Annotated in this window: 20 protein-coding genes and 1 pseudogene; 7 read left to right on the top strand and 14 right to left on the bottom strand. The window is 65.4% G+C overall.

From position 1 onward, the window contains the following. Nucleotides 1-68: 68 nt before the first annotated feature. Genes E3N85_RS14420 through rsmI form a run of 4 tightly spaced genes read right to left on the bottom strand, consistent with a single transcriptional unit; the run spans nt 69 to nt 4,616 of the window. Nucleotides 69-1,073 (bottom strand): TatD family hydrolase, encoded by a 1,005-nt coding sequence (locus tag E3N85_RS14420; RefSeq protein ID WP_370289341.1) that lies wholly within the window; start codon nt 1,071-1,073, stop codon nt 69-71. After that, a complete protein-coding gene (gene metG, locus E3N85_RS14425; RefSeq protein WP_134464296.1) occupies nt 1,060-2,634 on the bottom strand; it encodes a methionine--tRNA ligase in 1,575 nt (524 codons plus the stop codon). The genes E3N85_RS14420 and metG overlap by 14 nt, the downstream gene beginning before the upstream one ends. Before the next feature lie 39 nt (nt 2,635-2,673). Continuing rightward, nucleotides 2,674-3,681, bottom strand: a complete 1,008-nt coding sequence (locus E3N85_RS14430; RefSeq protein WP_134464298.1) for an NADP-dependent oxidoreductase — start codon at nt 3,679-3,681, stop codon at nt 2,674-2,676. A 56-nt stretch (nt 3,682-3,737) separates the two neighbouring features. Beyond that, on the bottom strand, nt 3,738-4,616 hold the full coding sequence (rsmI, locus tag E3N85_RS14435) for a 16S rRNA (cytidine(1402)-2'-O)-methyltransferase (protein WP_134464300.1): 879 nt from the start codon (nt 4,614-4,616) through the stop codon (nt 3,738-3,740). A 52-nt stretch (nt 4,617-4,668) separates the two neighbouring features. Between rsmI and E3N85_RS14440 the strand changes: the two genes are divergently transcribed. The 5 genes from E3N85_RS14440 to E3N85_RS14460 all read left to right on the top strand — a co-directional run bounded on the left by E3N85_RS14440 (nt 4,669) and on the right by E3N85_RS14460 (nt 10,642). Beyond that, nucleotides 4,669-6,225, top strand: a complete 1,557-nt coding sequence (locus E3N85_RS14440; RefSeq protein WP_241978523.1) for a dolichyl-phosphate-mannose--protein mannosyltransferase — start codon at nt 4,669-4,671, stop codon at nt 6,223-6,225. A 157-nt stretch (nt 6,226-6,382) separates the two neighbouring features. Further along, nucleotides 6,383-7,483, top strand: a complete 1,101-nt coding sequence (locus E3N85_RS14445; protein WP_134464304.1) for an acyl-CoA desaturase — start codon at nt 6,383-6,385, stop codon at nt 7,481-7,483. Between the two features lie 182 nt (nt 7,484-7,665). Further along, nucleotides 7,666-9,051 (top strand): L-serine ammonia-lyase, encoded by a 1,386-nt coding sequence (locus E3N85_RS14450; RefSeq protein ID WP_134464584.1) that lies wholly within the window; start codon nt 7,666-7,668, stop codon nt 9,049-9,051. A gap of 71 nt (nt 9,052-9,122) precedes the next feature. Beyond that, nucleotides 9,123-9,662 (top strand): LysM domain-containing protein, encoded by a 540-nt coding sequence (locus E3N85_RS14455; protein ID WP_166783968.1) that lies wholly within the window; start codon nt 9,123-9,125, stop codon nt 9,660-9,662. A 98-nt stretch (nt 9,663-9,760) separates the two neighbouring features. After that, a complete protein-coding gene (locus E3N85_RS14460; protein ID WP_134464308.1) occupies nt 9,761-10,642 on the top strand; it encodes a sulfurtransferase in 882 nt (293 codons plus the stop codon). A gap of 24 nt (nt 10,643-10,666) precedes the next feature. On the opposite strand, the gene E3N85_RS14465 is transcribed toward E3N85_RS14460, so the two are convergent. Beyond that, the gene (locus tag E3N85_RS14465; RefSeq protein ID WP_134464310.1) at nt 10,667-13,165 is read right to left on the bottom strand and encodes an RNA helicase; all 2,499 of its coding nucleotides are present in this window, start codon (nt 13,163-13,165) and stop codon (nt 10,667-10,669) included. A gap of 111 nt (nt 13,166-13,276) precedes the next feature. On the opposite strand from E3N85_RS14465, the gene E3N85_RS14470 reads away from it, so the two are divergent. Continuing rightward, entirely contained in the window at nt 13,277-14,863 is a 1,587-nt protein-coding gene (locus E3N85_RS14470) for a molybdopterin-dependent oxidoreductase (protein WP_134464312.1), read from the top strand. A gap of 202 nt (nt 14,864-15,065) precedes the next feature. Here the strand turns inward: E3N85_RS14470 and E3N85_RS14475 are convergent, their stop codons facing one another. The 7 genes and pseudogenes from E3N85_RS14475 to E3N85_RS14500 all read right to left on the bottom strand — a co-directional run bounded on the left by E3N85_RS14475 (nt 15,066) and on the right by E3N85_RS14500 (nt 22,649). Further along, on the bottom strand, nt 15,066-16,022 hold the full coding sequence (locus E3N85_RS14475) for a ferritin-like domain-containing protein (protein ID WP_134464314.1): 957 nt from the start codon (nt 16,020-16,022) through the stop codon (nt 15,066-15,068). Between the two features lie 244 nt (nt 16,023-16,266). After that, nucleotides 16,267-17,022 (bottom strand): twin-arginine translocase subunit TatC, encoded by a 756-nt coding sequence (gene tatC, locus E3N85_RS14480; protein ID WP_134464586.1) that lies wholly within the window; start codon nt 17,020-17,022, stop codon nt 16,267-16,269. A gap of 48 nt (nt 17,023-17,070) precedes the next feature. After that, nucleotides 17,071-17,322: a twin-arginine translocase TatA/TatE family subunit gene (gene tatA / locus E3N85_RS14485; protein ID WP_134464316.1), complete on the bottom strand. Its 252-nt coding sequence runs from the start codon at nt 17,320-17,322 to the stop codon at nt 17,071-17,073. 130 nt (nt 17,323-17,452) lie between these two features. Further along, complete coding sequence (locus E3N85_RS14490) at nt 17,453-18,538, bottom strand: FAD-dependent oxidoreductase (protein ID WP_370289368.1); 1,086 nt, start codon at nt 18,536-18,538, stop codon at nt 17,453-17,455. Beyond that, nucleotides 18,453-19,094, bottom strand: coding sequence for an FAD-dependent oxidoreductase (locus tag E3N85_RS16885; protein WP_370289346.1), 642 nt, complete (start codon nt 19,092-19,094; stop codon nt 18,453-18,455). The genes E3N85_RS14490 and E3N85_RS16885 overlap by 86 nt, the downstream gene beginning before the upstream one ends. Continuing rightward, nucleotides 19,087-21,231 (bottom strand): molybdopterin oxidoreductase family protein, encoded by a 2,145-nt coding sequence (locus tag E3N85_RS14495; protein ID WP_134464318.1) that lies wholly within the window; start codon nt 21,229-21,231, stop codon nt 19,087-19,089. The genes E3N85_RS16885 and E3N85_RS14495 overlap by 8 nt, the downstream gene beginning before the upstream one ends. 7 nt (nt 21,232-21,238) lie before the next feature. Beyond that, a pseudogene (locus tag E3N85_RS14500) lies at nt 21,239-22,649 on the bottom strand (MFS transporter). Nucleotides 22,650-22,930: 281 nt separating this feature from the next. Here E3N85_RS14500 and E3N85_RS14505 point away from each other — a divergent pair. After that, on the top strand, nt 22,931-23,749 hold the full coding sequence (locus E3N85_RS14505; protein ID WP_134464320.1) for an RNase H family protein: 819 nt from the start codon (nt 22,931-22,933) through the stop codon (nt 23,747-23,749). Nucleotides 23,750-23,798: 49 nt separating this feature from the next. Here E3N85_RS14505 and E3N85_RS14510 read toward each other — a convergent pair whose 3' ends face one another. Together E3N85_RS14510 and E3N85_RS14515 are read right to left on the bottom strand one after the other, a co-directional pair. Then, a complete protein-coding gene (locus E3N85_RS14510) occupies nt 23,799-25,037 on the bottom strand; it encodes an exonuclease domain-containing protein (protein ID WP_134464322.1) in 1,239 nt (412 codons plus the stop codon). Nucleotides 25,038-25,142: 105 nt separating this feature from the next. Then, on the bottom strand, nt 25,143-26,606 hold the full coding sequence (locus tag E3N85_RS14515) for a sugar porter family MFS transporter (RefSeq protein ID WP_134464324.1): 1,464 nt from the start codon (nt 26,604-26,606) through the stop codon (nt 25,143-25,145). Between the last annotated feature and the right edge of the window lie 8 nt (nt 26,607-26,614).

Below are 26,614 nucleotides of genomic sequence, written 5' to 3' on the forward strand. Positions count from 1 at the left end.
ACGCTCAGCGGCCGTCGCGGCGGGCACGGACGGGGCCTGCGGGATGTGCTCCGGGGAGTGACGGCCGGTCATGCGAGGCCTCCTCGGGGTGTTTGAGTGGCCCGCTGCTCGTCGCCGGGACCGGTACTTGAACCACCAGAAGGGGCAGCGAAGGCGGCGGTGACGGGTTCGGCGTCCCAGCGACCGTAGACCAGTTCGGTGTTGGCGGTGATTTGGGCGGAGAGCAGGGAGACATCCGTCTCGAGGTGAGCGGACATGCCGCGCAGCGTGTTGGGCAGCAGATAGGGCGCATTAGGCCGGCCGCGGTAGGGCAGCGGGGTGAGGAAGGGAGCATCCGTTTCAACCAGCAGCAGGTTGCGCGGGGCGGCGGACAGGGCAGCACGCAGGTTGTCGGCGTTTTTGAACGTCACGTTGCCGGCGAAAGACATGTACCAGCCTTGGGCGGCGCAGAATCTGGCCATGTCGGAGTCTCCGGAGAAGCAGTGAAAAACGGTGCGTTCGGGGGCGCCGACCCGCAGCAGGGTTTCAATCACGGCCTCGTGGGCGTCGCGGTCGTGAATCTGCAGGGCTAGGTTGTGCTCCTTGGCAATGCGAATGTGCGCCTCGAAGGAGCGAAACTGGGCGGCGCGGCCTTCTTCGGGGGTGCGAAAGAAGTCGAGGCCGGTCTCGCCGATTGCGACCACGCGGGGTTGCCCGGCAAGTTCGTTGATCACCGCGAGAGCGTCGTCGAGGGTTCCGGCCGCTGCCAGCGCGGGCGCCTCATTGGGGTGAATCGCGACGGCGGCGAGCATGCGCGGCTCGATCAACGCTGCCGCAGCAGACCAGCGCGAGGTTTCGACGTCGCCGCCGACCTGGATCACTCCGCGCACGCCAACACTCGAGGCGCGGTCGAGCTGTTCCCGGTAGCCGAGCGGATGCTCCCCGTCGGCTATTTCGAGGTGCGTGTGGTTGTCGTAGACGGGCACCGTGAGCGGCTCAGGTAGCGGCGGGTAGCTCAGATCGCGGCCCCTGGTGTTCTCGCGGCGGCGAATGGCACTGCCGTATCCGTCGACGGGCGAGTCACTGACCATCATTCGGCTCCACGATCGATTCGATCCGTGGGAACAGTGGTTCGAGGGCGGTCACCTGTGCGCCGCCGGTCCATTCCCAGGCCAGGTCGACGCGCTGGTCGACGAGGGCGCCGTCGCCGCCGAGGGCGCTCCACAGCTTGCCGGTCGCGACCGGGATGACCGGGGACAGCAGCACTGCGAGGGTACCGAGGCCGCGCACTGCGGTGTGCAGGACCGTGCCGAGGCGTTCGCGGCTTTCCGGTTTCTTGGCGAGCGCCCACGGTTCCTGCAGGGTGATGTAGCCGTTGAGCTCGTCGACGAGTTCCCACACGGTGGCGAGGGCGTCGTGAATGGCGAGCTGGTCGATGGCGGCCGCCGCGGCATCCGTCACCCGCTTCTCGGTGGCCTGGATCGCGAGATCGTCGGCCGTGAACGCGCCAGCGGCCGGCACGACGCCGTCGCAGTAGCGCACGACCATCGCGATCACGCGGGACGCGAGGTTGCCGAAACCGTTGGCCAGTTCGGACTGGTAGCGGGCCGAGAGGTCTTCCCAGCTGAACGAGCCGTCCTGGCCGAAGCTGATGGCTCGCATGAAGTAGTAGCGAAAGGCGTCGGAGCCGAAGGTGTCGGTGATTTGGCTCGGGGCGATGCCGGTGAGCTTCGACTTGCTCATCTTCTCGCCGCCGACCAACAGCCAACCATGGCCGAAGACCTGCTTGGGCACCTCGATGCCGGCGGCCATGAGCATGGCCGGCCAGATGACGGCGTGAAAACGCAGAATGTCCTTACCGACGATGTGCGTCGCGGGCCAGCGGCTCGCAAACTCCTCATCGTTCTGGCCGTAACCGGCCGCGGTGATGTAGTTCAGCAGCGCGTCGAACCAGACGTAGACAACGTGCGATTCATCCCACGGCACCTTGATTCCCCAGTCGAAGCTCGACCTGGAGATCGACAGGTCGCTCAGTCCGCGCTTGACGAAGGACATGACCTCGTTGCGGGCCGCTTCCGGCTGCACGAAGTTGGGGTTCTGGTCGTAGAGTGCCAGCAGTCGGTCTGCGAAGGCGCTCATTTTGAAGAAGTAATTCTTCTCGTGCAGCAGTTCGACCGGTTTGGAGTGGATCGCACAGACGAGCTGGCCGGCGTACTCGCCGGCGCCGTCGACGAGGTCGGTGGTCTGCTTGTATTCCTCACAGCCGACGCAGTAGTAGCCCTCGTACTCGCCGGTGTAGATGTGACCTTCGTCGTGCAGGTGTTTCAGAAACTTCTGCGCGTTTACCTCATGGCGTTCGTCGGTGGTGCGGATGAAGTCGTCGTTGGCAATGTTGACGGTCTCGAGCAGCGGCTTCCACGCGGTCTCCACCAGGCGGTCGGCCCATTCCTTCGGCGTGACGCCATTGGCGGTCGCGGTGCGCAGAATCTTCTGGCCGTGTTCGTCGGTGCCGGTGAGCAGCCAGGCGTCATCGCCTGACTGCCGGTGCCAGCGCGCGAGCACGTCGGCGGCCACCTCGGTGTAGGCGTGCCCGATGTGCGGCACATCATTCACGTAGAAAATGGGCGTGGTGATGTAGAAAGAGCCTGCGGACATGCGTTCATCTTATGCGGGCGGGCGGCACCCCACGTTTCGTCACTCGGCGTGGGAGCGATCTGCCGCTGGGCTGGCGACCGGATGTCGGTGTCGATGCCCGATCACCGGCGGAAGTGCCTCGTGGTTGGGTGGAACCGGTGGCCGATTCGGGGCATCCTTCGTGGCCTCACTCGCGCGCAGGTCGATGCCGTGCACCTTTTGGTGCGCATACCTGACCGGCATCATGCAGAGCACGATCTTGCCGTGCGCGTGCCCGGCTTCCAGCTCCCGATACGCGTCCCGTACCCGCGCAAATTCGTAAATCGCGGCCACCGGGATGACGATCTGGCGGTCGGCGACCAGGCCTGCGATTTTCTGCAGCACGGTGGTGTCGGTCGAGTCGACATTCATCAGCACGTTGTCACCGAGACGATTCAGCTCGGCATCGATGCCCTCGGGTGCGATGCGGCGCAATCTCTCCTCGAATCCTGGGCCGTATTCCACCGGAATCACGCCGATCTGGCGCAGGTAGTCAAAACTGTCCAGGCTGGCGGTGCCGATCACCCGCGATCCGCGTCGTTTGGCCAGTTGCCCTGCGATGACGCCGACACCGCCGTGCGCTGCATGGACCAGCACTGTGCGACCCGGGCCGGGGTTGGCACCTTGGACTGCCTGCCAGGCGGTCGCTGCAGCGACATAGAGGCTGCCAGCGATCTCCCAAGCCAGGCGCTCGGGCTTGACGATCACATTCCCCGCCGGGACGGTGACAAAATTTGCCTGCGCACCGCGCACTGTGTGGCCGAGCACCGCGTCGCTGGTTTTCCAACCGGTGACGCCCGCTCCGATACGCGCGATGAAGCCGGCGAAGTCGCTCCCCTGCCCTGCCGGGAAGCGAGCGGGCCACTCCTTGTCCACATGACCTTCCCGAATACTGGACTCGCCCGGGTTCAGGCCGGCGGCCATGACTTCGACGACCACCTCACCAGAACCGGGAACGGGGGCGGTCATCTCGACCATATCGAGTACTTCCGGGCCCCCATAACGGGAGAATTGCACCGAGTGCCACATATGTCCCTCCTTACAGAACCTCGCTATCGCGTCCGCACGATTTGCACCTACTCGTTTTAACGCTGAGGAAGACTCGGGTATTCCGGTTTTTTCACGGACGCGCCATTCAAACCGGGGCCTGCCTTGGCCTGCAGCGCGTGCTCGTAGAGTTCGCGCTTGCTCAGCCCGCTGGCCGCGGATACGTCGGCCGCCGCGTCTTTCAAACGGATGCCGCCAGCCACCAGGTCGAGAACCTCGGCCACGCCCATGGCCAGGTCCAAAACCCGCACTTCCGCGCCAGCCACGACGATACAGATTTCGCCGCGCACCCCCGCCGCCGCCCACTCGGCCAGTTCGCTCGCCGTGCCGCGCTTGACCTCCTCGAAGAACTTGGTCAATTCTCGGCAGACCACGACCCGGCGGTCGAGGCCGAGCGTCGACGCGAGGTCGAGCAACGAACCGGCGAGGCGGTTGGGCGATTCGAAGAACACCATGGTGCGACGTTCGGCAGCGAGGTCACGCAGCAGTTTGACCCGCTCGCCGTGCTTGCGCGGCAGAAACCCCTCAAAGGTGAACCGGTCCGTCGGAAGCCCCGAGACGGCGAGCGCGGTCAGTACGGCGGACGGGCCGGGCAAGGCCGTGACCTGCACGCCAGCCGCGACCGCGGCATCCACCAAATGAAAGCCGGGGTCGGAAACGGTGGGCATTCCGGCGTCGCTCAACACCAGAATGTCGACATCGCGGGCCAGTTCGACGAGCTCGGCTGCCTTACCGCGTTCGTTGTGGTCGTGCAGGGCGATGAGCCTGGGCCGGTTCTCGATTCCAAGGGCTTTCAGCAGGTGTACGGTGACGCGGGTGTCCTCGGCCGCCACGATGGTGATGGTATTCAGGGTCTCGATCAGGCGCCGGGAAGCGTCGCCGAGATTTCCGATCGGGGTGGCAGCAAGAATGATCATGCTGTAATTCTCGCAGCCTGTGCGGTCGACCAGCGCTCTATACGATGGTCAGGTGCTCGCAACTAGTAGATGGGTTCGCTGGGGCGGCTACCTCGCAGTGGTCCTGCTGGCCGCCGCGCTGCGCCTGTGGAACCTCGGGGTGCCCCACGCGCTCGTCTTCGACGAGACCTTTTATGTCAAGGACGCCTGGACGCTCTTCAACAACGGCTACGAGTCCACCTGGCCGGCCGACGCCAATCCCCAGTTCGAGGCCGGGCACACCGATATCTTCACGACTGACCCGTCGTTCGTGGTGCATCCGCCGCTCGGCAAGTGGCTCATCGCCCTAGGCATGAATCTGCTCGGCCCCGGCAATCCGTGGGGCTGGCGCCTGGCGACCGTGGTGGTGGGAGTACTCGCGGTCGTGCTGATCATGCTCATAGCCGGAAAACTGTTTCAATCCCGCCTGCTGGCGGTGATCGCCGGCTTTCTGCTCGCCATTGACGGCCACGCCATCGTCATGAGCCGCGTGGCCCTGCTCGACAACTTCGTTATGTTCTTCGCGCTGCTCGGCTTCGGCGCGATCCTGATGGACCGCCAGTGGCATGCCACGCGACTCGCTACCCGGCTGGCGACCATGGGCGACTGCGGCTGGGGTCCCACTCTGTGGTGGCGCCCCTGGCTGCTCGCCGCGGGGCTCGCCTTCGGACTCACCAGTTCGGTCAAGTGGTCGGGGCTGTATTTTCTGGCCGCTTTCGGCATCTACCTCGTCGTTGTCGATGCGCTCGCAAGACGGCGGGGCGGTGTGTTTTTCTGGCTCAGTGCCGCCATCTTGAAGCAGGCGGTGGCTACGTTTCTGCTTCTGGTCCCCGTGGCCGCAGCCACGTTCCTGGTCTCCTGGTCGGGCTGGTTTGTCACCCGCGGCGGGTACTACCGGGACTGGGCCGACGGCGCGGGCGCTGCTTGGACCGGGCCGCTTTCCTGGGTGCCGCACGCGGTGCAGAGTTTCTGGCACTACCAGTCGGCCGCGTATACGTATCACGTCGGGCTGGCCACTCCGCATCCCTATCAGGCAAATCCGCTGACCTGGCTGTTCATGACCCGACCGACCAGCATGTACTACCGCGGTTCCAGCCAGGGCGAACTCGGCTGCCAGTTTCAAAACTGCTCGGAGGCCATCACCTCGGTCGGCAACCCGCTGATCTGGTGGGCGGCTACGGGCGCGTTGTTCTACCTGGTCTATCGGCTGGCCCGATATCGGGAGTGGCGGGTCGGTTTCATCCTGATGGGGATGGTCGCGGGTTACCTACCGTGGCTGATGTATCTCAACCGCACGGTCTTTCAGTTCTACACCATCGCCTTTGAGCCCTACCTGCTGCTGGGCCTCACCTTCGTCATAGGGATGGTCCTCAAGCGAATTCCCGATCAAGCCCGGCCACACCGACGGCGTTCAGCACATTCGCAGGCGTACGAATATGACCCCCAACCGCGCACCGGCGCCCTGGCAGCCGTGGCCACCAGCCTCGGGGTCGCACTTTTGCTCACCGCATTCTTCTTCCCTGTGTGGACCGGGATGCAGACTCCGTTCGCGTTTTGGCAGCTCCACATATGGATGCCAAGTTGGCGATAGACCGCTTGTATACATTCCATTTTTGGCATATGATGTCTGAGAAACGCGTGTGAATTACGCCCTTGCGTGGGCTTCGCGAACGTAGACTAACGGCTATCTGATCCACGAGCATTCGCTCACGTCCCGACTGAGAAGTCCCCCGAACCACTAAGGCCTCATGTCGGAAACACTAGCCGCACCCTCGGTCCGCATCATCAGGACCCGGCCGGGTGGAGACACGCAGAACCCCACAACCGAATACTCGGCGCTCTTGCACACCGTGCGCAATCTCGGCCTCCTCGGCCGACGTACCGGCTTCTACTGGATGCTCTTCTCCGTTCTCGTGGTGGCCACCCTCGGCGCCGCGGCCGGCTTCGTTCTGCTCGGTGACACCTGGTATCAGCTGATCGTCGCGGCCGCACTCGGCCTCATCTTCACCCAGTTCGCCTTTCTCGCCCACGAGGCATCACACCGTGCCGTGTTCACCTCCGGCAAGGCCAATGACCGCGCCGGCCGCATTCTCGCCAACCTTTTCGTCGGCATCAGCTACGCCTGGTGGATGACCAAGCACAGCCGTCACCATGCGCAGCCCAACGTCATTGGCAAGGACCCCGACATTGAGCCCGACTTCATCGTGTTCACCGAGAGTGACGCGAAGCAGGTCAACTGGCTCACCTCCTTCGTCACCCGCAAGCAGGGTTACCTGTTCTTCCCGCTCTTGATGCTCGAAGGCATCAACCTGCACATCCAGGGTTTCAAGACTGTCTTCGGCAAGAACAAAGTCAGCGAGCGCTGGGTCGAGATCACCATGCTCGTCACACGCCTCTCACTCTACTTCGCCGTGATTTTCTACTTTCTTCCGCTCGGCATGGCGTTCGCCTTCGTCGGCGTGCAAATGGCCGTGTTCGGGGTGTACATGGGCGCGACGTTCGCACCCAACCACAAGGGAATGCCGCAGCTTCCGGCCGAAAGCCGGGTCGATTTCCTTCGACGCCAGGTGCTAACCAGTCGCAACATTCGCGGTGGCACCTTCATCGACCACTACATGGGCGGTCTCAACTATCAGATCGAGCACCACCTGTTTCCGAACATGGCCCGCCCGCACTTGCGTAAGGCGCAGGTGATCGCCAAAGCGTATTGCCTGTCACACGATGTGAAATACACGGAAACCGGCGTCTTTGAGAGCTACGGCATCGTGATCGCCTACCTCAATCGAGTCGGCCTGGCAGCGCGTGACCCGTTCGATTGCCCGATGGTTCAGCGCTTCCGCACGCACTAACACCACACCATGGGTGCCGGGCCGTCTGCCTTCGGGGAGACGGCCCGTTTCGCGTGCATGGGATAATTCGAGCATCCGTCCTCACCCCGGGGTGAGCTGCCACCCAACAACGTCACGCACCTGTCGGAGCGGGACGTTGTTGGGTTGGGCCGCTCGGGACTGGGTGCCGTAGCATGAAGACCGTGACAGCGTACGTCTCCGCCCTGGACCTGTTCTCCATTGGAATCGGCCCCTCCAGTTCCCACACGGTGGGCCCGATGCGTGCTGCCCGCATGTTCGCCGAAGACCTCCTCGCGACCGGCCGCCTCGGTGCAGTCCGGCGCATTCGGTGTTCGCTGTTTGGATCGCTCGGTTCAACCGGTCTCGGCCACGGTACCCCGGATGCCGTGCTCGCCGGCCTCACCGGTCTGCGCCCGGAAACGTGCGACCCCGAACTGGTCCGCACCGCTTGGTCGGGCCTCGAAGCCGGCGCCACGCTCACGTTGCTCGGCGGACACAGCATCGCCATCAGCCCCGACGATATCCGGTTCGAGCCCCGCACCCGACTGCCTGGGCACCCGAACGCGCTCACGCTCACCGCCTTCACGACCGACAGTGCGGCGGACGCCGCCCCGCTGCTTGAACAGACGTTCTACTCGATCGGTGGCGGCTTCATTCGCCGCGGTACCGAGCGTTCGAGCGCCCAGACCCGTGTGGCCCAGCCACTCCCCTATGATTCCAGCGCAGAACTGCTCGCCCTGTGCGACGCCCACAACCTGACCATCTGCGAGGTCGCCCGTCGCAACGAGGAGGCCATTCACGGCGCCGCGGGGCTCAACCAGGGACTCGACGCAATTTGGGACGCCATGCACACCTGCGTCGAGGTCGGACTCACCACCACCGGCGTGCTGCCGGGCGGACTCAAGGTCAAGCGCCGCGCAGCAGCGGTACGTATGCGCCTGGAGGCATATGACGGCCTGCCACTGCGCGACCGCGACACTTCAACCGAGTGGCTGCACGCCTTCGCTCTCGCGGTCAACGAGGAGAATGCGGCCGGCGGACGTGTCGTCACCGCGCCGACCAACGGGGCGGCCGGCATTATCCCGGCCGTCGGCCACTATTACCTGCGGTTCATTCACGGAGCGGATGCCGCCGGCATCCGTCAATATTTACTCACCGCCGTCGCCATCGGTTCGCTGGTGAAGGCCAACGCGTCAATTTCCGGCGCCGAGGGCGGCTGCCAGGCCGAGGTCGGCGCGGCGTGCGCAATGGCGTCCGGCGCGCTGTGCTCTGTACTCGGCGGCACACCCCGACAGGTCGAAAATGCGGCTGAGATCGCTATGGAACACCACCTGGGGCTCACCTGCGACCCGGTGGGGGGCCTCGTGCAGGTGCCCTGCATCGAGCGCAACGCGATCGCCTCCTCGACCGCGGTATCCGCGGCCCGCCTAGCGATGCACGGCGATGGAACCCACCTGGTCTCGCTGGACGCCGTGATCGAAACAATGCGGCAAACCGGGCTCGATATGATGACGAAGTATAAGGAAACCAGCGAGGGCGGCCTCGCGGTTAACGTCATCGAGTGCTGACCGGGCATCCCCGAAGGGGGGTAGCCGACTCCGCCGCCGCGCCGCGGTGTCGGTCTAGGCTGGCAGCACGCGTGCATCGACGAGGTCGCAGCGCGCCTCTCTGGAAGGGTCGGACCATTCGCAGCACACTCGCACGCCAACCGTGGGGCATCATCGTTGCCGCTCTCCTGCTCGTGACGGTGTCCGGTTGCGCCGGAGAACCGGCACCGGCCGTCACGGTCACCATCAGGCCGTCCGTCAGCCCCACGCCAACGCCAACACCGACACCGACGCCCACGCCCACGCCCACGCCCACGCCCACCGAAGAGGCTGCGCTGATTCCCAACCCGGCGGTTCCTGACCTCGTTCCGAACGCTGCGCCCGTGGAGCTGCCGCAGGGGCCGGCCGTCGACCTGGGCAGCACACCGGGGGCCCGCGGCACCGCGACGGCTGACGGTGCCGGAGCCCTGCTCACGTACTCTGTCGTCGAGGGCGACGCCTTCTTCGACATCGCCCAACGATTCAACATTCCGGTCCAGCTGCTGCTGACCATGAATCCGTCGGTGCCGGGGCTCGGCGAGAACATCTACATCAAGCAGACCATCAATCTGGACTGGACCGCCAAACTATAGCCACCGGGAGCAAGTGTTTCCCGTTGTTGTGTGTCGCCGGATGACTCGTTCCGGCACCGGACCTGCCCGGTGTCGGTAGGCCCCGTTAGCCTTGAACCATGAGTTCGCCCCTTTCGTCTTCACCGGTCGTTTCCACCCAGTGGCTTGCCGATCACCTCGGTTCTGACCATCTGGTCATTCTCGACGCCACCGTGTTCACACGCGCCGCGGCCAACGTTGGTCCGCGCTACATCAGCGGGCGGGACGACTACCTCACAAAGGGACACATACCCGGCGCCGTGTTCGCCGACCTGCTCAACGTCTTCTCGGACCCGGCCGGTGAATTCGATTTTTCGCGGCCGAGCGCCGAGCTGTTTGAGGTGGCCGCGGCATCCGTCGGCATCGACAACGGCACAACCGTTGTTGTCTACGACGCCGCCGTCAGTCAGTGGGCGGCCCGCATCTGGTGGCTCTTCCGCGCCTTCGGTTACGATGATGTCGCCGTGCTCGACGGGGGTCTCACCAAGTGGCATGCGGAAACGCGCCCGTTCGCGACCGGCGGAGTCCGTCCGCGCGTCGCTGGCGGGTTCACGGCTGCGCTTCGACCCGAGCTGTGGGTCGACAAGACTTTCGTCGAGTCCATCGTCGCAGGCGGTGCGGATGCCGCCCTGGTCTGCTCCCTGCCACCGGCGGAGTTCGCTGGCGCGGCCGGGTCACGCCCGCGCGCCGGGCACATTCCCGGCAGCATCAGCCTGCCCGCTGCGAAACTCGTCGACCCCGCTACGAATGCGTTCCTGCGTGGTGACCAGCTCGCCGCCATGGTCGCCCCTGCCGCGGCGGCGTCCGGGCACCTCGTGACCTACTGCGGTGGTGGTATCGCCGCCGCCGCGGGCGCCCTCGCGCTCATCCGCGCCGGCAACGACCACGTCTCGATCTACGACGGCTCGCTCAACGAGTGGGCCACCGACGCCACCGCTCCGCTCAGCGCGCCCGGCGTGTAACGCCAGCACGGCGGGAACGCCGTGCTACAGCCGGTTGACGCCGGTCACACGCAGGACCGCGGCCCCGAGCTCGTCGGAGTCGGCAAGGTTCACGCTCGCGCTGATGCCCCAGTCGTGATCGCCGGCCGGATCATCGAGAATCTGGCGCACGGTCCACTCCTCGGCGCCCTCGTCGATCAGCAGCAGGTCCGAACTGCGCGCGTCGCCGCCGGTGAGCACCTCATCGTGCTCGGCAAAGTAGCCGTCCATCGCTTCGGCCCAAACATCGCCGGAGTACCCGTGCTCTCGGTCGAGCTCACCGAGCTCGTCGTAGTGCTCCAACGCGGCCAGCTGCACCCGGCGGAATAACTCATTGCGCACGAGAATGCGAAATGCGCGCACATTGGTGGTGAGCCGGCGCGGCGGCGGCGGCGAAATGGCGTGTGAGCCGGCCTCGTGCGCGGCGAGATCGGGATGCAGCAGTTCTTCCCACTCATCGAGCAGGCTTGAGTCCACCTGGCGCACGAGCTCACCGAGCCACTCGATGAGATCGAGCAGATCGTCGTTCTTGGCTTCGTCGGGAATGGTCTGACGCGCAGCGCGGTAGGCGTCGGACAGGTAGCGCAACACCACGCCCTCGCTGCGGGCGAGTTTGTAGAACGCAATGAACTCGCCAAATGACATTGCCCGCTCGTACATGTCACGCACGACGGCCTTGGGCCTGAGCTCGAAGTCGGCGATCCACGGCTGGGAGGCCTTGTAGGTGTCGAAAGTGTAATTCAGCAGTTCTTCGAGCGGCTTGGGGTGCGTGATCTCCTCGAGCAGGGCCATCCGCTCGTCGTATTCGATGCCCTCCCGTTTCATCGCGTTCACGGCCTCACCGCGTGCTGCGAATTGCTGCCCCATGAGCACCGGCCGCGGGTCGTCGAGGGTCGATTCCAGAATTGAGATCATGTCGAGTGAGTAGGTGGGCGATTCGGGGTCGAGCAGTTCAAAGGCGGCCAGGGCAAACGGTGACAGCGGCTGGTTGAGCGCAAAGTTCGACTGCAAGTCAACGGTCAAGCGGATGTTGCCGCTCACGCTCTGCTCCACAATGCCGGCTTCGCGCAGGGTCTTGTAGATCCCGAGGGCCCGTCGGGCCAATACCAGCTGGCGCCGCCACGGTTCATGGTTGTCAAAGACGAGCGAGTGCACGTGGCTAAAAGCGTCGCCGCCGCGTCCGATCACGTTGATGAGCATCGCCGCGGTCATCTGCATGGAGGGCGACAGGGTTTCGGGCTCGGCATCGACCAACCGGCGAAAGCTCGGTTCGCCCCAGGACACGAAGCCGTCCGGCGCCTTCTTACGCACGATTTTACGTTTCTTCTTCGGGTCGTCTCCGGCCTTCTCGATGGCTTTGAGGTTGTCGGTCTCGTGCTCCGGCGCCTGGATGACAACGGTGCCCGCCGTGTCATAACCGGCCCGCCCGGCCCGCCCGGCGATCTGGTGAAACTCGCGCACGTTCACCTGGCGCATTTTCACGCCGTCATATTTGGTGAGGGCGGTGAAGAGCACGGTGCGGATGGGCACGTTGATGCCGACGCCGAGGGTGTCGGTGCCGCAGATCACGCGCAGGTAGCCGCGCTGGGCGAGTTGTTCCACCAGCCGGCGATATTTCGGCAGCATGCCGGCATGGTGCACGCCGATTCCCATGCGAATGAGTCGCGACAGGGTCTTGCCAAAGCTCGTGGTGAATCGGAACTCGCCAATCAGCTCGGCAATCACATCACGCTGTTCGCGGGTGGCCACCTTGGCGCTCGCGAGCGCCTGGGCGCGTTCGAGGGCGGCCGCTTGGGAAAAGTGCACGATATACACCGGCGCTTTGTCGGTGTGCAGCAGCTCTTCGACCGTTTCGTGCACGGGGGTCTGCTCGTAGTAGTAGCTGAGCGGGACCGGTCGTTCCACACCGGTGACGACGGCCGTGGCCCGCCCGGTTCGCCGGCTCAGGTCATCGCTGATGAACTTCACGTCGCCGAGCGTGGCCGACATGAGAATGAACTGCACGCGCGGCAGCAGCAGCAGCGGCACCTGCCAGGCCCAGCCGCGTTCCGGATCGCCGTAGAAGTGAAACTCATCCATCACGACGAGGTCGACCTCGGTATCTTCGCCGTTCCGCAGCGCGAGGTTGGCGAGAATCTCGGCGGTGCAGCAGATGATCGGGGCGTCGGCGTTGACGCTCGAGTCGCCGGTCATCATGCCCACGTTCTCGGCGCCGAAAGTTTCGACCAGCGCGAAGAACTTCTCACTCACGAGGGCCTTGATCGGCGCGGTGTAGAAGCTTCGTTTGCCGGCCGAGAGCGCCGCGAAGTGCGCGCCGACGGCCACGAGGGATTTGCCGGTTCCGGTCGGTGTGCTCAGGATGAGGTTGGCACCCGAGACGATCTCGATGACCGCTTCCTCCTGCGCGGGGTAGAGCGTGAGGCCCTGCTCGGTCGCCCAGCTTTCGAAGGCCTCGAAGAGAGCGTCGGGGTCGGTTTCATTTTCGAGGCGCGCAAGCAGAGACATAGTCCATCAAGACTGCACTACCGCGAGGTCAAGATGTGACGGATGTCTGACGAAAACGCCCACACGTCCCCGCAGGGTGCTAATCACAGCCGCTCGTTCTAGGCTGACGGCATGGCCACCCCCGACATATCGAACACTCTGACCCGGCCGCGCGCGTCCATGGCGGAGCGGTTCTGGCGACCGGCGGGCGCCGGCCTCGCTGCCGCCCTGGCCGGCCTGGGCCTGGCCGAGTTGACCGCCGCCTGGCTATTCCCCGGCGCCAGCCCGGTGCTCACTGTCGGCGCGCTGGTCATCGACATTGTTCCGGCCAGCGTCAAGGATCTCGTGATCGGCCTGTTCGGCAGCAATGACAAGTTCGTGCTCATCCTGACCATCGTGCTCGTGCTGGTCGTGCTCGCTTCCCTCGCCGGTATCCTCGAGAGCAGGCGCCCGCCGTTCGGCCGCCTGCTCGTCGTGCTCATCGGCGCGATCGCGCTGTTCGCGGCGCTTTCTCGTTCCAGTGCTTCCACCCTCGACGCCGTACCCGCGGTCGTCGCCATGGGCGTCGCCGCCATCGTTCTGACCTTTCTCACCACCCGACTGCCGGCGAGTCGATCGACACCGGCGAGCGCTGACACCCTGCCCGGTCCTGACCGGCGCCGCTTCCTCGTCTACACCGGCATAACCGCGGGCATCGGGCTGCTCGCCCTCGCCGGCGGCCAGCTCAGCGCAGCGGCCACCCGCGCAGCGGACGCCGCTCGCGCCCTGTTCACGCTGCCCGCTGCATCCGTTCGGGCCGCCGTGATTCCGGCCGCGGCGAGCCTGGACGTGGCCGGAATCACGCCGCTGATCACCCCGAACGCCGATTTCTACCGCATCGACACCGCCCTGAGCGTGCCGCGCATCGACCCGACCACCTGGCGTCTCAAGATCACCGGCATGGTCGAAACCGAGGTTGAGATCGACTTTGCCGAGCTGCTCGCACTGCCGCTCGAGGAGAGCACGACCACCCTGGCCTGCGTGTCGAACTACGTCGGCGGGGACCTGATCGGTAACGCTACGTGGCTCGGCTACCCGATTCGTGAGCTGCTGGCCCGCGCCAAGCCAACGAACGGTGCCGACATGGTGCTGTCCCGGAGCCACGACGGCTTCACTGCTGGCACGCCGATCGAGGCGCTGACCGACGAGCGTAACGCTATTCTCGCGGTCGGCATGAATGGTGAACCCTTGCCACTCGAGCACGGTTACCCGGTGCGCATGGTCGTGCCCGGGCTGTATGGCTACGTCTCGGCCACCAAATGGGTCGTCGAACTCAAGCTCACCCGCTTCGACCAGGAGCAGGGCTACTGGACCCCCCGCGGCTGGTCCGAACTCGGACCCGTCAAGCTCTCCTCCCGCGTCGACGTACCGCGCGCCGGAACACCGGTATCCGCCGGCTCCATCGTCATCGCCGGCGTCGCCTGGTCCCAGCACGTGGGCGTCAGCGCCGTCGCCGTGCAGATCGATGACGGTCCATGGCTTGAGGCGATGCTCGCCGATGCGATCTCGGTCGACACCTGGCGCCAGTGGGCCTACACCTGGACCGACGCAACCGCTGGCGACCACCGAGTCAAGGTGCGGGCCACGGATGCTGCTGGCCTCGTGCAAACATCGGCCACCGCCGACGTTGCTCCCAACGGATCCACCGGACTACACGAAATCTCCGTGTCCGTCTCCTAACCAGCCAGGCGGCCACCCGGGCTCAGGTTCACCAGCTGGGCGCACGATCAAACCCGAGACTCGCCACCAAGCCTGCGCCCAGTATGCGAGTGGATGCGCGCTGCTGGGATCGCCGCGCGAAGGCGGCTGGGCGCAACTTGGCCCGCCGGGCGCACGATAGAACGTGCGGCCGGCGGGCCAAGTTGCAGTCATCTCGTGCGAGCTAGCCGTTGGCTCCGCTGGTGTTGATGACACCGTTCACACCGGCCGGGAAGAACCCGCCCGACTTCACCGGCGCCGCGTTGAGATAGGTGATGTTCAGCACCTGGGCGGCGCTGCGGCTGTAGACCAGGCCGTTGGCGTCGGTCGGCACGAGGTTCGCCTTCGACGCGTTGCCAATGCCCTGATCGAGGTCGGTCGGGCCATCGACGGCGTCTCGTAGGTCGGAGATCTTCTGCGCGGTCGCGTACACCGAAGGCAGTGCAATTCCCAGCGCGTACAGCGTGCTGCGGATGACACCAGCGTGGTAAGCCTCGACCGCGAGCAGCCCCGCAGCCGCTTCGAGGAAGGTCTTGTTCGTGATCAGCGGAGCGGCACCCTTGTACGCGGTGACTCCGACGTCCTCGAAGATGAACGCCCCGAACAGGAAGTTCGCCTCATTGGCGTACACGTCGAATTTCTGGCCGGGCTTGACCAGACCGGCCGCCTGTGCAGCAGCGGTGAAGCTCGCGTCCAGGTTGATCTTGGGGCGGGACACAGCCACACTGCCCAGGGCGGAACGCAGGAAGGCGACGTGCGCCTTCTCGTCAGCGGCGATTTCGTCGGCGTACTTCTTGATGATCGAGGTCTTGAAGTGCACCATGCGACCGCCGGTCACGCCGCCGCGGGTGCCGGTTCCCGTCGTCATGTTCTCGGGTAGTCCGCTGCCGGTCGTGGCACGCAGGTAGAACTCGGCCTCGAGGTACTCGAGGTTGAGGGCGAAGTTCAAAATAGCCGCGTCGCTCGGTGCGCCAGCCGGTGCCGTTTCAGCCTCTGCGGCCAGTGCCGGCCCGCCGGTGGCGAGCATCGCTGCTCCAACACCGAAGCCGGCCACGCCGGCCGCGCGTAGAAAGTTTCGGCGGTCCGATGGATTTTCTGCGCTGCGGTTGATGGCGTTGGTAATGAAACCCTGATCAAACATCCTTGTTCTCCTGACGTATATGAAAGTACCGGGTCCGGTTCAACTAACAACGGAAATGTACCCGCTGAAAGTAATCTCATGAATGACTAGACACGAGACGTAAGCAAACGATAAGAAAATGCCTCACCTTTTGAGCTTTGCGTGTTGTGGCCTGCACGAACGGCACGAACTGCACGAACTTTCTCGGCGCATCACCAGCCGCACCGGATGCACCGGATGCACCGGATGCACGCGAGCGACAGCCCTAGATCAGCAGACCGTCGACGCCCACGGGCGCTACCCGGCGAGCAACCCGGCGATCGTGAAGCACGGCGATCCCGTAGGCGGCGAAATAGAGCATCACCATGGGCACGGCGAGCAGGAACATCGACACGACATCGGCCGCTGGCGTCGCAATGGCCGTGAACAGGATGATCACCAAGATAGCCAGGCGCCAGGATTTAATGATCGACGGGGCGCTGATCACCCCGGCAAAGTTCAGCAACACGATGAATACCGGCAGCACGAACGCGATCCCAATGGCGATCATGAGCTTGAGCACGAAGTCGAAATAGTTCTGCGCATTGATGAGAGCGGCATCCTGCTTCGGCGCAAAACTCGTCATGAGTGCAACCACATGGGGCAGCACATACCAGCCGGCCGCGCACCCGATGAGAAACAGGGGCACGGCGGTGAAGAAGAAACCCAAGGAGTACTGCTTCTCCCGGCGGGTCAGCCCTGGCATCAGAAAAGCAAAGATCTGATACAGCCACACCGGACTCGAAACGATCAACCCGACGTAGAACGAGATGCGCAGTTTGAGGTCAAAAGCGCTCGTGATATCGGGGTAGTTAATCTGGGCGTTGCGATTCTGGGCACGCACGATCGCGTAGATCGGTTCGCGCAAACCATCCCAGACGAAACTGGAGAGCAGCCAGCCGGCGATGGCGCCAATCAAGATACCCGCTGCGGCGAGAAAAAGCCGCTTACGCAGCTCGCGCAGGTGCTCCCCGAGCGACATCCTGCCCTTGGCGGGCGCGGTGCGCACGCCCTCCACCACCACGGTGGCCTAGGCCTTCGGGTTCGGGGTGCCGCTCGAGTCGGTGCGAGCACTGTCGGCGCGAGCACCATCGGCGCGCACACTGTCGGCTGAAGTATTCGGCGTGACATCGTCGGTGCGTTCCGGCGTGATCTCGCTCTTGAAAATTTTCATCGACTGACCAAGGCTGCGGGCGAGCCCCGGCAGCTTCGGCGCGCCGAACAAGAGCAGGACTATGACGAGAATGATAAGAAAATGCCATCCGGTCAGATTGTTCAGCATGCGAATTCTCCCTCTGATTGAATCGGTCGTGCAGCAGTGTAACGGTCTCACCACCACTAAAACCGGGTAAATCTCATCATTTACTCCGGCTGTAACATTTTCGCCCAGCCGGAGCGCAGAATTCACGCTGTCAGGGCGTCGGACCCATTGTCGAAAAACGTTCGAGAACCTCCCCGATGCGCTGTTTGCAGCCGCCACAGCCGGTGCCCGCTCGGGTGGCCGCGCCGATGCAGGCGACGCTTGTATGGCCGGACCCGGCTGAGTCGGCGATGGCGCCCACGGTGACGCCGTTGCACCAGCAGACCGTCGCGGTTGGGTCGAAGGCGCCGCTGGCGGAGGGCTCGTAATCCGGTCCGTCGTAGCGCAGCAGTATCGAGCGGTCAGCCGGGAGTTCGCTGCCGCGCTCGAATAGCAAGGTCAGCTCGGCGGCGGTGCGCGGCATACCGACGCACACGAAGCCTTCGAGAATGCCGTCACGGGTGACCATTTTGACGTGGCGGCCGTGTTCCGGATCGCTCCACTGCGACACGCGCAGTGGAGCGGATGGGCATCCGGCCGAGCGATGAGACACGGCAGGATCCTCGGCCAAAAGATCCCACGGTTCGGCTGCGGTATTACCGACCGACACCACGTCGATGCCCTCGGACTTGAGCATGACCGCGGCCGAAGCGGATGCCGCGAGTTCCGCTGTCTCGCCCCGGCCCAGCACCTCGGCGGTGACGCGCTCGGCGAGCCAGTCGGCCTGGCGCCAGCCCGGCCCGATCAGGCCGCTCGGCCCACCGGCCGGCAGCGTCCTTAGGTCGCTGGCCCGGGGCGCGGGTGCCACATGGGCGCAGTCGCCGATCGCGTAGATGCGCGGGTCGCCCCAGCTCTGCAGGTTCGTGTCGACCAGGATTCCGGTCGACACCGGCAGGCTGGCCAGCTGGGCCAGCTCGGTGCGCGCGCCGACCCCGCAGGAGAGCAACAGCAGGTCGCCGTGAATCTGCTTGTTATCGGCGCAGATGAGGGCGTCGAACCGGTCGACCCCGTCGTCATCCCGGTGAAAGAGCAGACTTTCAGCCCGAGAGTGGTTGACCATGGTGGCCCCGGCGCGCCTGGCGCTCTGCGCGAGCACGCTGCCGCCGCCCCGGTCAAGGTTGCGGGCCATCGGAATTTCTCCGTGGTAGACGACGCAGGCCTGGCTTCCGGCGGCGACCGCGGCAAGGGCGATCTCCATGCCGAGCACGCCGGCGCCGAGCACGACGATGCGGGCTCCGGCAGTCACAGCCGCAAGGACCCGTTCCGCGTCGTCGAGGTCGCGCAGCACGGTGACCCCGCGCGGAAGCGGGGGCGCCGTTGCTGTCGAGAGTGGCGGCGTCCGCGGCTGGCAGCTGTCGATCGCGGCGCATCCGGGTGACACCGTCGAGCGTGGGAACGTTGGCGCGGGCACCGGTGGCGAGCACGAGCCGGTCGTAGGAAAGCAGCGTGCCGTCGCTGAGTGACACCGCGCGGCGGCTGCGCAGAATGGCCGTGACGCTCACGCCGCGGTGCAGGTGCACGCTGGCCTCGCGGGCGGCGAACGTGTCGGTGATTTCAAGGCTCTCCCGGTCGGTGTTGCCGACGGCGTAGTCGGCGATCAGCACCCGGTTGTAGGCGTCGGCGTTCTCGGCCCCGACCACGGTCAGCGTGGCTGCGCCCTGCCGTACGAGGGGCAGCAACTCCTCGACGAAACGGGCTCCGACCGGGCCGTAGCCGACCAGCACGATTCGCTCGGGGCTGCGCTGTTCAGACATGGGCGCCTGCTTCCACGAGTGCACGCACTCGAACGGTTGTCTTCTTGAATTCGGGCATGCCGCTGATCGGGTCGGTCTCGTCGTCGGTCAGCAGGTTGGCGCGCTGGTCGCCAGCGAAGTGAAACGGCAGGAAGACTGTGTCGAAGCGGATGTCGGTGCTCACCTGGGCCCGGCACCGCACGAGGCCCCGGTCGTTGCTGACCTCGACCCAGGCCTCGTCGATGATGCCGAGCCGCTCCGCAGTGGCCGGGTGCAGCTGCAGGCGGGCGTCGGGCTGGGCTCCGGAAAGTTCCCGCGCCCGCCGCGTTTGGGTTCCGCTCTGGTAGTGCTCGAGCAGACGCCCGGTGATCAGGGTCAGCGCACCGCTAACCTGGGCCGGTGCGCTGAGGCGCCGCGCCTTGACGGCGATCAGGCGCGCCAGGCCGTCGGGGCGCGCGAACCGCTCCAGAAACAGGCGGGGCGTTCCGGTCGACCCGACCGGGTACGGCCAGAAGGCCGGTTCCTCCGAGTCGAGCAGGGCATAGCTCAGGCCGGAATAGTCGGCCAGTCCGCCCTCCGACGCCCGGCATAGTTCGTCGAACACGTCCGACGGTTCGGCACCGAAGGTGCCGGGTGATTCCAGTCGCCGCGCGATCTCCTGCCAGATCCACAGTTCGCTGCGTACGCCTTCCAGTGCGTCGACGGCGCGGCGGCGCCGGATGACGCGCCCCTCGAGCGAGGTCATGGTGCCCTCCTCCTCGGCCCACTGGGTCACCGGCAGCACGACGTCGGCGACCACCGCGGTTTCGGAGAAGAAGAAGTCGGCCACGACCAGAAAGTCGAGGGTGGTCAGGGCGGCGCGCACCCGGTCGGCGTTCGGCGCGGAGACGACGATGTTGGAGCCGTGCACGAGCAGGCAGCGGATCCCGCCCGGTTCGCCCAGCGCGCTCAGCAGCTCGACCGCGGGCAGTCCGACGCCGGGGAGGCTGTCGGGGTCGACGCCCCAGACCCCGGCGACGTGTGCGCGAGCAACGGGATCATTGATCCTGCGGTAGCCGGGCAGCTGGTCGCATTTTTGCCCGTGCTCGCGACCGCCCTGTCCGTTGCCCTGGCCGGTGAAGGTGCCGTAGCCGGAGTGAGTGGTGCCGACGAGGCCGAGCACGAGGCTGAGGTTGATCGCGGCGGTGGCCGTGTCGGTGCCGTCGGCGTGCTGTTCCACGCCGCGCCCGGTGAGAATGTAGGTGCCGCTGCCGGTCGCCGCTCCCCGTGCAGCACCGGCGGCGAGGCGGCGAGCCAGCTCCCGCAGCTGCCAGACCGGAACGCCGGTCTGTTCCTGCACCCGAGTCGGCCACCATCGACTGACGCTACGACGCGCAGCGTCGAACCCGGTGGTGCGTTTGGCGAGGTAGTCGAGATCGACGAGATTCTCGGCGACGACGACGTGGGTGAGGCCGAGCAGAAGCACGAGGTCGCTGCCAGGGGTGGGCTGCACGTGCAGTCCAGCGCCATCATCGGTGAGCCGCGCGGTGGCGGTGCGCCGGGGGTCGACGACCACGAGGCCGCCGGCGGCTCGGGCTCCCTCCAGGTGCCCGATGAACGGCGGCATGGTCTGCGCCACGTTGGATCCGAGAATCAAAATAGTGTCGGCCGCGTCGAGCTCCTCGACCGGGAACGGCAGCCCCCGGTCGAGGCCGAAGGCCCGGTTACCGGCCGCCGCGGCGCTCGACATGCAGAATCTGCCGCTGTAGTCGATGCGGCTGGAGCGAAGCGCCACCCGGGTGAATTTTCCGAGCTGGTAGGCCTTCTCGTTGGTGAGGCCGCCTCCGCCGAAGACGCCGACCGCGTCGGCTCCGAACTCGGCACGGGTCTCGCGCAGCTTGGCCGCGACCAGGTCGAGTGCGTCACTCCAGGAGGCCGGTTCGAAGGTGCCATCCGCCTGCCGCAGCAGCGGTTCGAGGATGTGGTCGGGTGACACGAGCAGCTCGGCCGCGGTCCAGCCTTTCTTGCACAGACCGCCACGATTGGTCGGGAATGCTCGGCCGGCCACCAGCAATGAAGCGGCCGGCGAAGCGGATGCGGCGGCATCCGCTTCAACCGGGGTCAAGGTCATGGCGCACTGCAGGGAACAGTACGGGCAGTGCGTGGCAGCGGCAGGCACTGGTCGCCTAGATCTTCTGGCCGGCGACGGACGAACCGCGGCGCAGGTAGACGAAGGCGGTCACGCACATCATGACGACGTAGGCGATGGCGAAGGCGTAGATCGCACTGGAGTAGTCGCCGGTGGTGGTCTTGGAGTAGCCGAGTACCTGCGGAATGATGAATCCGCCGTAGGCGCCGACGGCGGAGATGAGGCCGAGGGCAGCGGCTGTTTTGCGCTGCGTGTTGACGTCACCCGAGTTGTGATGGGCGTCTTCCACCCCGCTGCGCGCCGAAAACACACTCGGAATCATGCGGTAGGTCGAACCGTTGCCAATTCCGGTCGCGACGAAGATCAGCAGAAAGCTACCGAGGAACGCTTAGAAGCTGCCCAGTGGCAGCACGGCGACCACCACGAGCGCCCCCACGGCCATGCTGCCGACGGCGGCAACGGTGACGGATGCCCCGCCGAAACGGTCGGCCAGGCGTCCGCCGGCCGGTCGGGCCAGCGAACCGACGAGAGCTCCGATGAAGGCAAGCGACAGCGATGCGGAAGCGACCTGGATGGTGGAGTAGGCCGGAAACTGGTCGGCGATGAGTTTGGGGAACACGCTGGCGAAGCCGATGAAGGAACCGAACGTGCCGATGTAGAGCACGGCGAGGATCCAGAAGTGTGGTTCTTTGACGGCGGCGAGCGAGCCGGCGAAGTCGGCCTTGGCGTTGGCGAGGTTGTCCATGTACTTCCAGGCACCCCACATGGCGACCAGGATCAGCGGCACCCAGAACCAGCCGGCGAAGCTGATGTTGAGGGTCCCCACGGCGCCGAGCGTGATCACGATCGGTACGACGAGCTGGGCCATCGCGGCGCCGAGGTTGCCGCCGGCGGCATTGAGGCCGAGTGCGTAGCCCTTCTGGCTCTGCGGGTAGAAATAAGTGATGTTCGACATCGAACTGGCGAAGTTGCCACCGCCGAAGCCGGCGAGGGCCGCGACGAACAGCATGATGCCGAACGGGGTGTCCGGGTTGCCGACGCAGACGCCGAGGGCGATCGGGGATCAGCAGCAGACCGGCCGAGATGATGGTCCAGTTGCGGCCACCGAACTTGGGCACCAGGAAGGTATACGGAAAACGCAGGGTTGCGTCGACCAGGCTCGGCATCGAGATAAGCCAGAACACCTCGGCGGTGGAGAAGGTGAAACCGGCGCCCGGTAGCGACACGACGACGATGCTCCACAGCTGCCAAACCACGAAGCCGAGAAACTCGGCGACGATCGACCATTTCAGGTTGCGGGCGGCGATGAGTTTGCCGCCCTGTTCCCACTGCGGTGTGTTCTCGGGGTTCCAATTGTCGATCCATCGACCGGGACGGTGCACCAGCACCGCGTCTTCGATCAAGGACGTGGTGCTGCCGGGTGCTGATTCAACGGCGCTGAATGTCATTGAAAACTCCCTTGAGTTGTGGAGTGAAGCGGCGGGCAGCGATCTGCAGGCAGCCACGGCGGCTTCCCTGCTCCGACGTTAGCCAGCGCGTGTTTCCGGCAACGATGGCACCCGTTACCTTTCGATCACCAGATAATCACAGGCCCTTCGGTGGGTTGTTGGGGCGCTGTTACCCGACGGACACAATCCGCGCTGAGTCGCCAGCGCTACGGGCAGCGGATGCCGGGGTGGCAGACTGGTACGACCTGCGCCCGCGTATCCGCTGTTTGAAAGGCCCGCACATGACTATCACCGCCGCCGCCGACGGTTCTGCCCTCGGAAATCCCGGACCAGCCGGCTGGGCCTGGTACGTGGACGACTCCTGCTGGGCGGCCGGCGGCTGGAAGCACGCGACCAACAACCAGGGCGAGCTGAAGGCCGTGCTCGAGCTGTTTCGCGCGACCGCACACATCGACGACGATCTGCTCGTACTGTGCGACAGCCAGTATGTGATCAACTCGGTCACCAAGTGGATGAAGGGCTGGAAGGCCAAGGGCTGGCGCAAGGGCGACGGCAAGCCGGTCATGAACCTCGACCTGCTCAAGGAGATCGACGAGGCTATTGCCGGGCGTCGGTACCGATTTGAATGGGTGAAGGGGCACGTCGGGCATCCGCTCAACGAGGCCGCCGACGCGCGCGCGCGCGGCGCCGCCGAAGCCTTCCAGCGTGGTCGGCCAGCGCCGGGCGGGCCTGGTTTTTTCGGGAGTCAGCCAGCAGCTGAACCGGTGGTGCGGGCGCGCACTGCGGCATCCGGTGGGCCGGGCATTGCGCGCTTGCCGACCGCACCGACCCGGACCACGGACCGCGTCGCCGAGCGGGCCGCCGCCTACACGCACGACGAACTGTTCTCGTTCGATGACCTCGGCGACATCGGCGACATCGGCGACATCGGCGAAGACTATCGCGACCTCACCGATCCGAACGGTCCCGTTGTCATGCGAAGTACCGGCGAGCTGCACCGGGTGACGCTGTCGCTTAGCAACGAGGAGCACCAGCGTTTGGTACAGCAGGCCACGGCCCGCGGCGTGACCGTCGAGGAGCACCTGCGCAGCCTGATCTAGCCGGTGCTGCGAGATTCGCTCGAATGAGCGGATGCCGGGTCCGACCGGGTCAGCGCACTCCGATGAGGGACCGCAGGCCGAATTCGGAGACGATTGGAATGCCGTAGTCGCGAGCCTTACCGGTTTTGCCGGTGACCGATGCGGGGTTGGCGGCCACCAGCAGGCGCGTGCGCAGGGTGACCGCCGTTCCCAGGGAGAGCCCTCGCGCGACCAATTCCCGGCCCCAGTCGGAGCGGGCGCGGGCCATGTCACCGGTCAGCACGACAATGTCGCCCTGTTCCAGAAGTACCGTGTCGGTCGAGGCGATCGGTGGGAGCGCCACCGCTGACGGTGCTGTCAGCGCGGCGGCGACGACCTCGGGAGCGACGTCGAGTGTGCGGGCGACCCTGATCAGGTCCGCGGAATCCGCGATGCTCCGGGCGTCGTTGGTTCCGGATGCGCGCACGAGATCCTCGAAGTACCGCCGATGCAGGGCCGTACAGTCCGTCGCGCTGATGCCGTTCAATTCGGCCAAAATCCGAAGTTCGCGTGTTTCCCGAGGCGACAGCCCGCGATCGAGCAGGCACAGATCGAGCAGGGCGAGATAGTCCAGGTGCTCCTCGGGGCCGGTGTAGTCGGGAAGTTTCACGACCGCCCGAGCCAGAAAGCTCGGTGTCGGCACCGCGTCTGTCGTCGTCGACGGGTCGCGCTGCACCCATTGTGCCTCGGCGTGGCTGGCGATGGTTGGCCAGGTGGACCGTCCGGCGCGATCCAGGGCGTCGATCCACGGTAGCTCGCTGGGAGCCCCCTGCACGTATGCCGCCAGCAAACTGGCGCACGCAACGCCCTGCATCAGGGCGCCGGGGCCGGGCTTGATCTCGATGTCGTATGCGGCGCAGCAATCGATGAGCAGCCGACCGGCGCCCGGCAGGTAGCTGCGAGCCAGCTGCATGGTACAGACCGCCTCGAGTCCCCGCCCCGGGGCATAGCCGATCAGCTCGAACTCGCGCATCAGAAATCCGGTGACGAACTGGGCGTTGTGGGCCACCAACACCCGGCCGCGCAGCAGGTCGACCAGTCTCGGCGCGATCTGCTCAAACGTCGGCGCACGCAGCCGTTCGGCTGTACTGACGCCGTGGTTCGTCACGTCAGCCGCATTACTGCCGGGGTTGACGACGGTCTGCCAGTGCGCTGAAATGTGGCCACCCTCGTCGAGGTGCACCACGGCGACCTCGACGATCCGATCCCGCTGATACGGGAACAGTCCTGTGGTTTTCAAGCAAATAACGGCGTATCCACGTTCGGGCATGGTCACACTCCACAATCATTGTGATGTGAAGTTATCTGCAAACCCGACGCGATGCGACGGCCCGTTCGGGGGGTTGTAGGTAACGCCGCATACTGTCTGAAATTCCTACTTGTCTGCGGCTGCCTTCTTGGCCGAGTTCTTCGGCGGCAGCAGGGTGTCGGCTTCCTCAAGCGACATGCCGTTCGTTTCAGGGACTTTGCGCAGCACGAACCAGAACGAGAGCCCGGCGAACAGCGCGTAGAGGCCGTAGGTGATCGGCAGGGACGCGCCGGCCATCGGCGGAAAACTGACCGTGATGAGAAAATTCGCGATCCACTGGGCGGCTGCCGCCAGTCCGAGAGCCTTGGCGCGAATCGAGTTGGGGAACATCTCCCCGAGGAGCACCCACACCACCGGTCCCCAGGAGGCACCGAACGAGATCACGAACAGATTTGCGGCGACGAGTGCGATCGGCGCCCACGCGCCGGGCAGGTTCAGGGCGCCGCCTACTGTCACCGACTGACTGAAGGCGAGCGCCATCGTGGCGAGTGAGACCGTCATACCGATGGAGCCGGCCAACAGTATCGGCCGTCGGCCGATCCGGTCGACCAGGGCGATCGCGACGAGGGTGACCAGAATGTTGGTAACCGACGTGATCACGGAGATGGTCAGCGAGTTGGATTCTTCGAAGCCGACCGCGCTCCAGAGGGTGGTCGAGTAGTAGAAGATCACGTTGATGCCGACGAATTGTTGGAACACCGACAGGATGATGCCGACCCAGACGATCGGCTTGAGCCCGAACGAGCTACCGCGCAGCGACCCCGATTTCTTCGACCGGGCGTCGACCTCGATCGAGCGACGCATGTCGCGAATCTCGCGGTCGACGTCGCCGCTCGGCCAGAGCCGGGTGAACACGGCGCGGGCGTCCGCTTCTTTGTCTTTCAAAATGAGAAAACGCGGGGATTCCGGAAGAAGGAACGCGATGCCGCCGTAGACGATGGCCGGCACGGCGCCGGCGAGGAACATCCAGCGCCAGGCCGCCAAGCCGAACCAGAACTCACGGCCGGCCCCTCCCGCGCTCCCGGCGAACACGGCGTCGGAGAGCAATGCGGTGAAGATGCCGAGGGTGATCGCGAGCTGCTGCAGCGAGCCGAGACGTCCGCGCATCTGCCGCGGTGAAATTTCGGCGATATAGGCCGGCGCCACGACGGATGCGAGGCCGATGCCGAGTCCGCCGACGATCCGCCAGATGATCAGGTCGACGACACCGAACGCCAACCCCGAGCCGATCGAGCTGACCAGAAACACCACTCCGCCGAGAATCATCATGGGGATGCGTCCGTAGCGATCGGCGAAGCGCCCACCGAAGAAAGCGCCGGCCGCAGCGCCGAGCAGTGCACAGGCAACGGCGAACCCGGTGAGGGCGGCGTTCAGCCCGAATTCCTGCTGCACCGCGTTGACGGCTCCGTTGATGACCGAGGAATCAAAGCCGAACAGGAAACCACCGAGGGCCCCGGCGACGGCCAGAGCGATAACTTTTCTGTTCGTGCTCGGCGTGCCGACATTCTTCGGCTTCGCGGACGCGGTCATCGTGCTGT

The sequence above is a fragment of the Cryobacterium sp. Hz9 genome (assembly GCF_004402825.1).
Taxonomy (GTDB): domain Bacteria; phylum Actinomycetota; class Actinomycetes; order Actinomycetales; family Microbacteriaceae; genus Cryobacterium; species Cryobacterium gelidum.

Bases quoted from the DNA above. Each gene is read 5' to 3' on its own strand.
- E3N85_RS14420 (WP_370289341.1), bottom strand. From the start codon at position 1,073: ATGATGGTCAGTGACTCGCCCGTCGACGGATACGGCAGTGCCATTCGC.
- metG (WP_134464296.1), bottom strand. From the start codon at position 2,634: ATGTCCGCAGGCTCTTTCTACATCACCACGCCCATTTTCTACGTGAAT.
- E3N85_RS14430 (WP_134464298.1), bottom strand. From the start codon at position 3,681: ATGTGGCACTCGGTGCAATTCTCCCGTTATGGGGGCCCGGAAGTACTC.
- rsmI (WP_134464300.1), bottom strand. From the start codon at position 4,616: ATGATCATTCTTGCTGCCACCCCGATCGGAAATCTCGGCGACGCTTCC.
- E3N85_RS14445 (WP_134464304.1), top strand. From the start codon at position 6,383: ATGTCGGAAACACTAGCCGCACCCTCGGTCCGCATCATCAGGACCCGG.
- E3N85_RS14460 (WP_134464308.1), top strand. From the start codon at position 9,761: ATGAGTTCGCCCCTTTCGTCTTCACCGGTCGTTTCCACCCAGTGGCTT.
- E3N85_RS14465 (WP_134464310.1), bottom strand. From the start codon at position 13,165: ATGTCTCTGCTTGCGCGCCTCGAAAATGAAACCGACCCCGACGCTCTC.
- E3N85_RS14470 (WP_134464312.1), top strand. From the start codon at position 13,277: ATGGCCACCCCCGACATATCGAACACTCTGACCCGGCCGCGCGCGTCC.
- E3N85_RS14475 (WP_134464314.1), bottom strand. From the start codon at position 16,022: ATGTTTGATCAGGGTTTCATTACCAACGCCATCAACCGCAGCGCAGAA.
- tatC (WP_134464586.1), bottom strand. From the start codon at position 17,022: ATGTCGCTCGGGGAGCACCTGCGCGAGCTGCGTAAGCGGCTTTTTCTC.
- tatA (WP_134464316.1), bottom strand. From the start codon at position 17,322: ATGCTGAACAATCTGACCGGATGGCATTTTCTTATCATTCTCGTCATA.
- E3N85_RS14490 (WP_370289368.1), bottom strand. From the start codon at position 18,538: ATGGAGATCGCCCTTGCCGCGGTCGCCGCCGGAAGCCAGGCCTGCGTC.
- E3N85_RS16885 (WP_370289346.1), bottom strand. From the start codon at position 19,094: ATGTCTGAACAGCGCAGCCCCGAGCGAATCGTGCTGGTCGGCTACGGC.
- E3N85_RS14505 (WP_134464320.1), top strand. From the start codon at position 22,931: ATGACTATCACCGCCGCCGCCGACGGTTCTGCCCTCGGAAATCCCGGA.
- E3N85_RS14510 (WP_134464322.1), bottom strand. From the start codon at position 25,037: ATGCCCGAACGTGGATACGCCGTTATTTGCTTGAAAACCACAGGACTG.
- E3N85_RS14515 (WP_134464324.1), bottom strand. From the start codon at position 26,606: ATGACCGCGTCCGCGAAGCCGAAGAATGTCGGCACGCCGAGCACGAAC.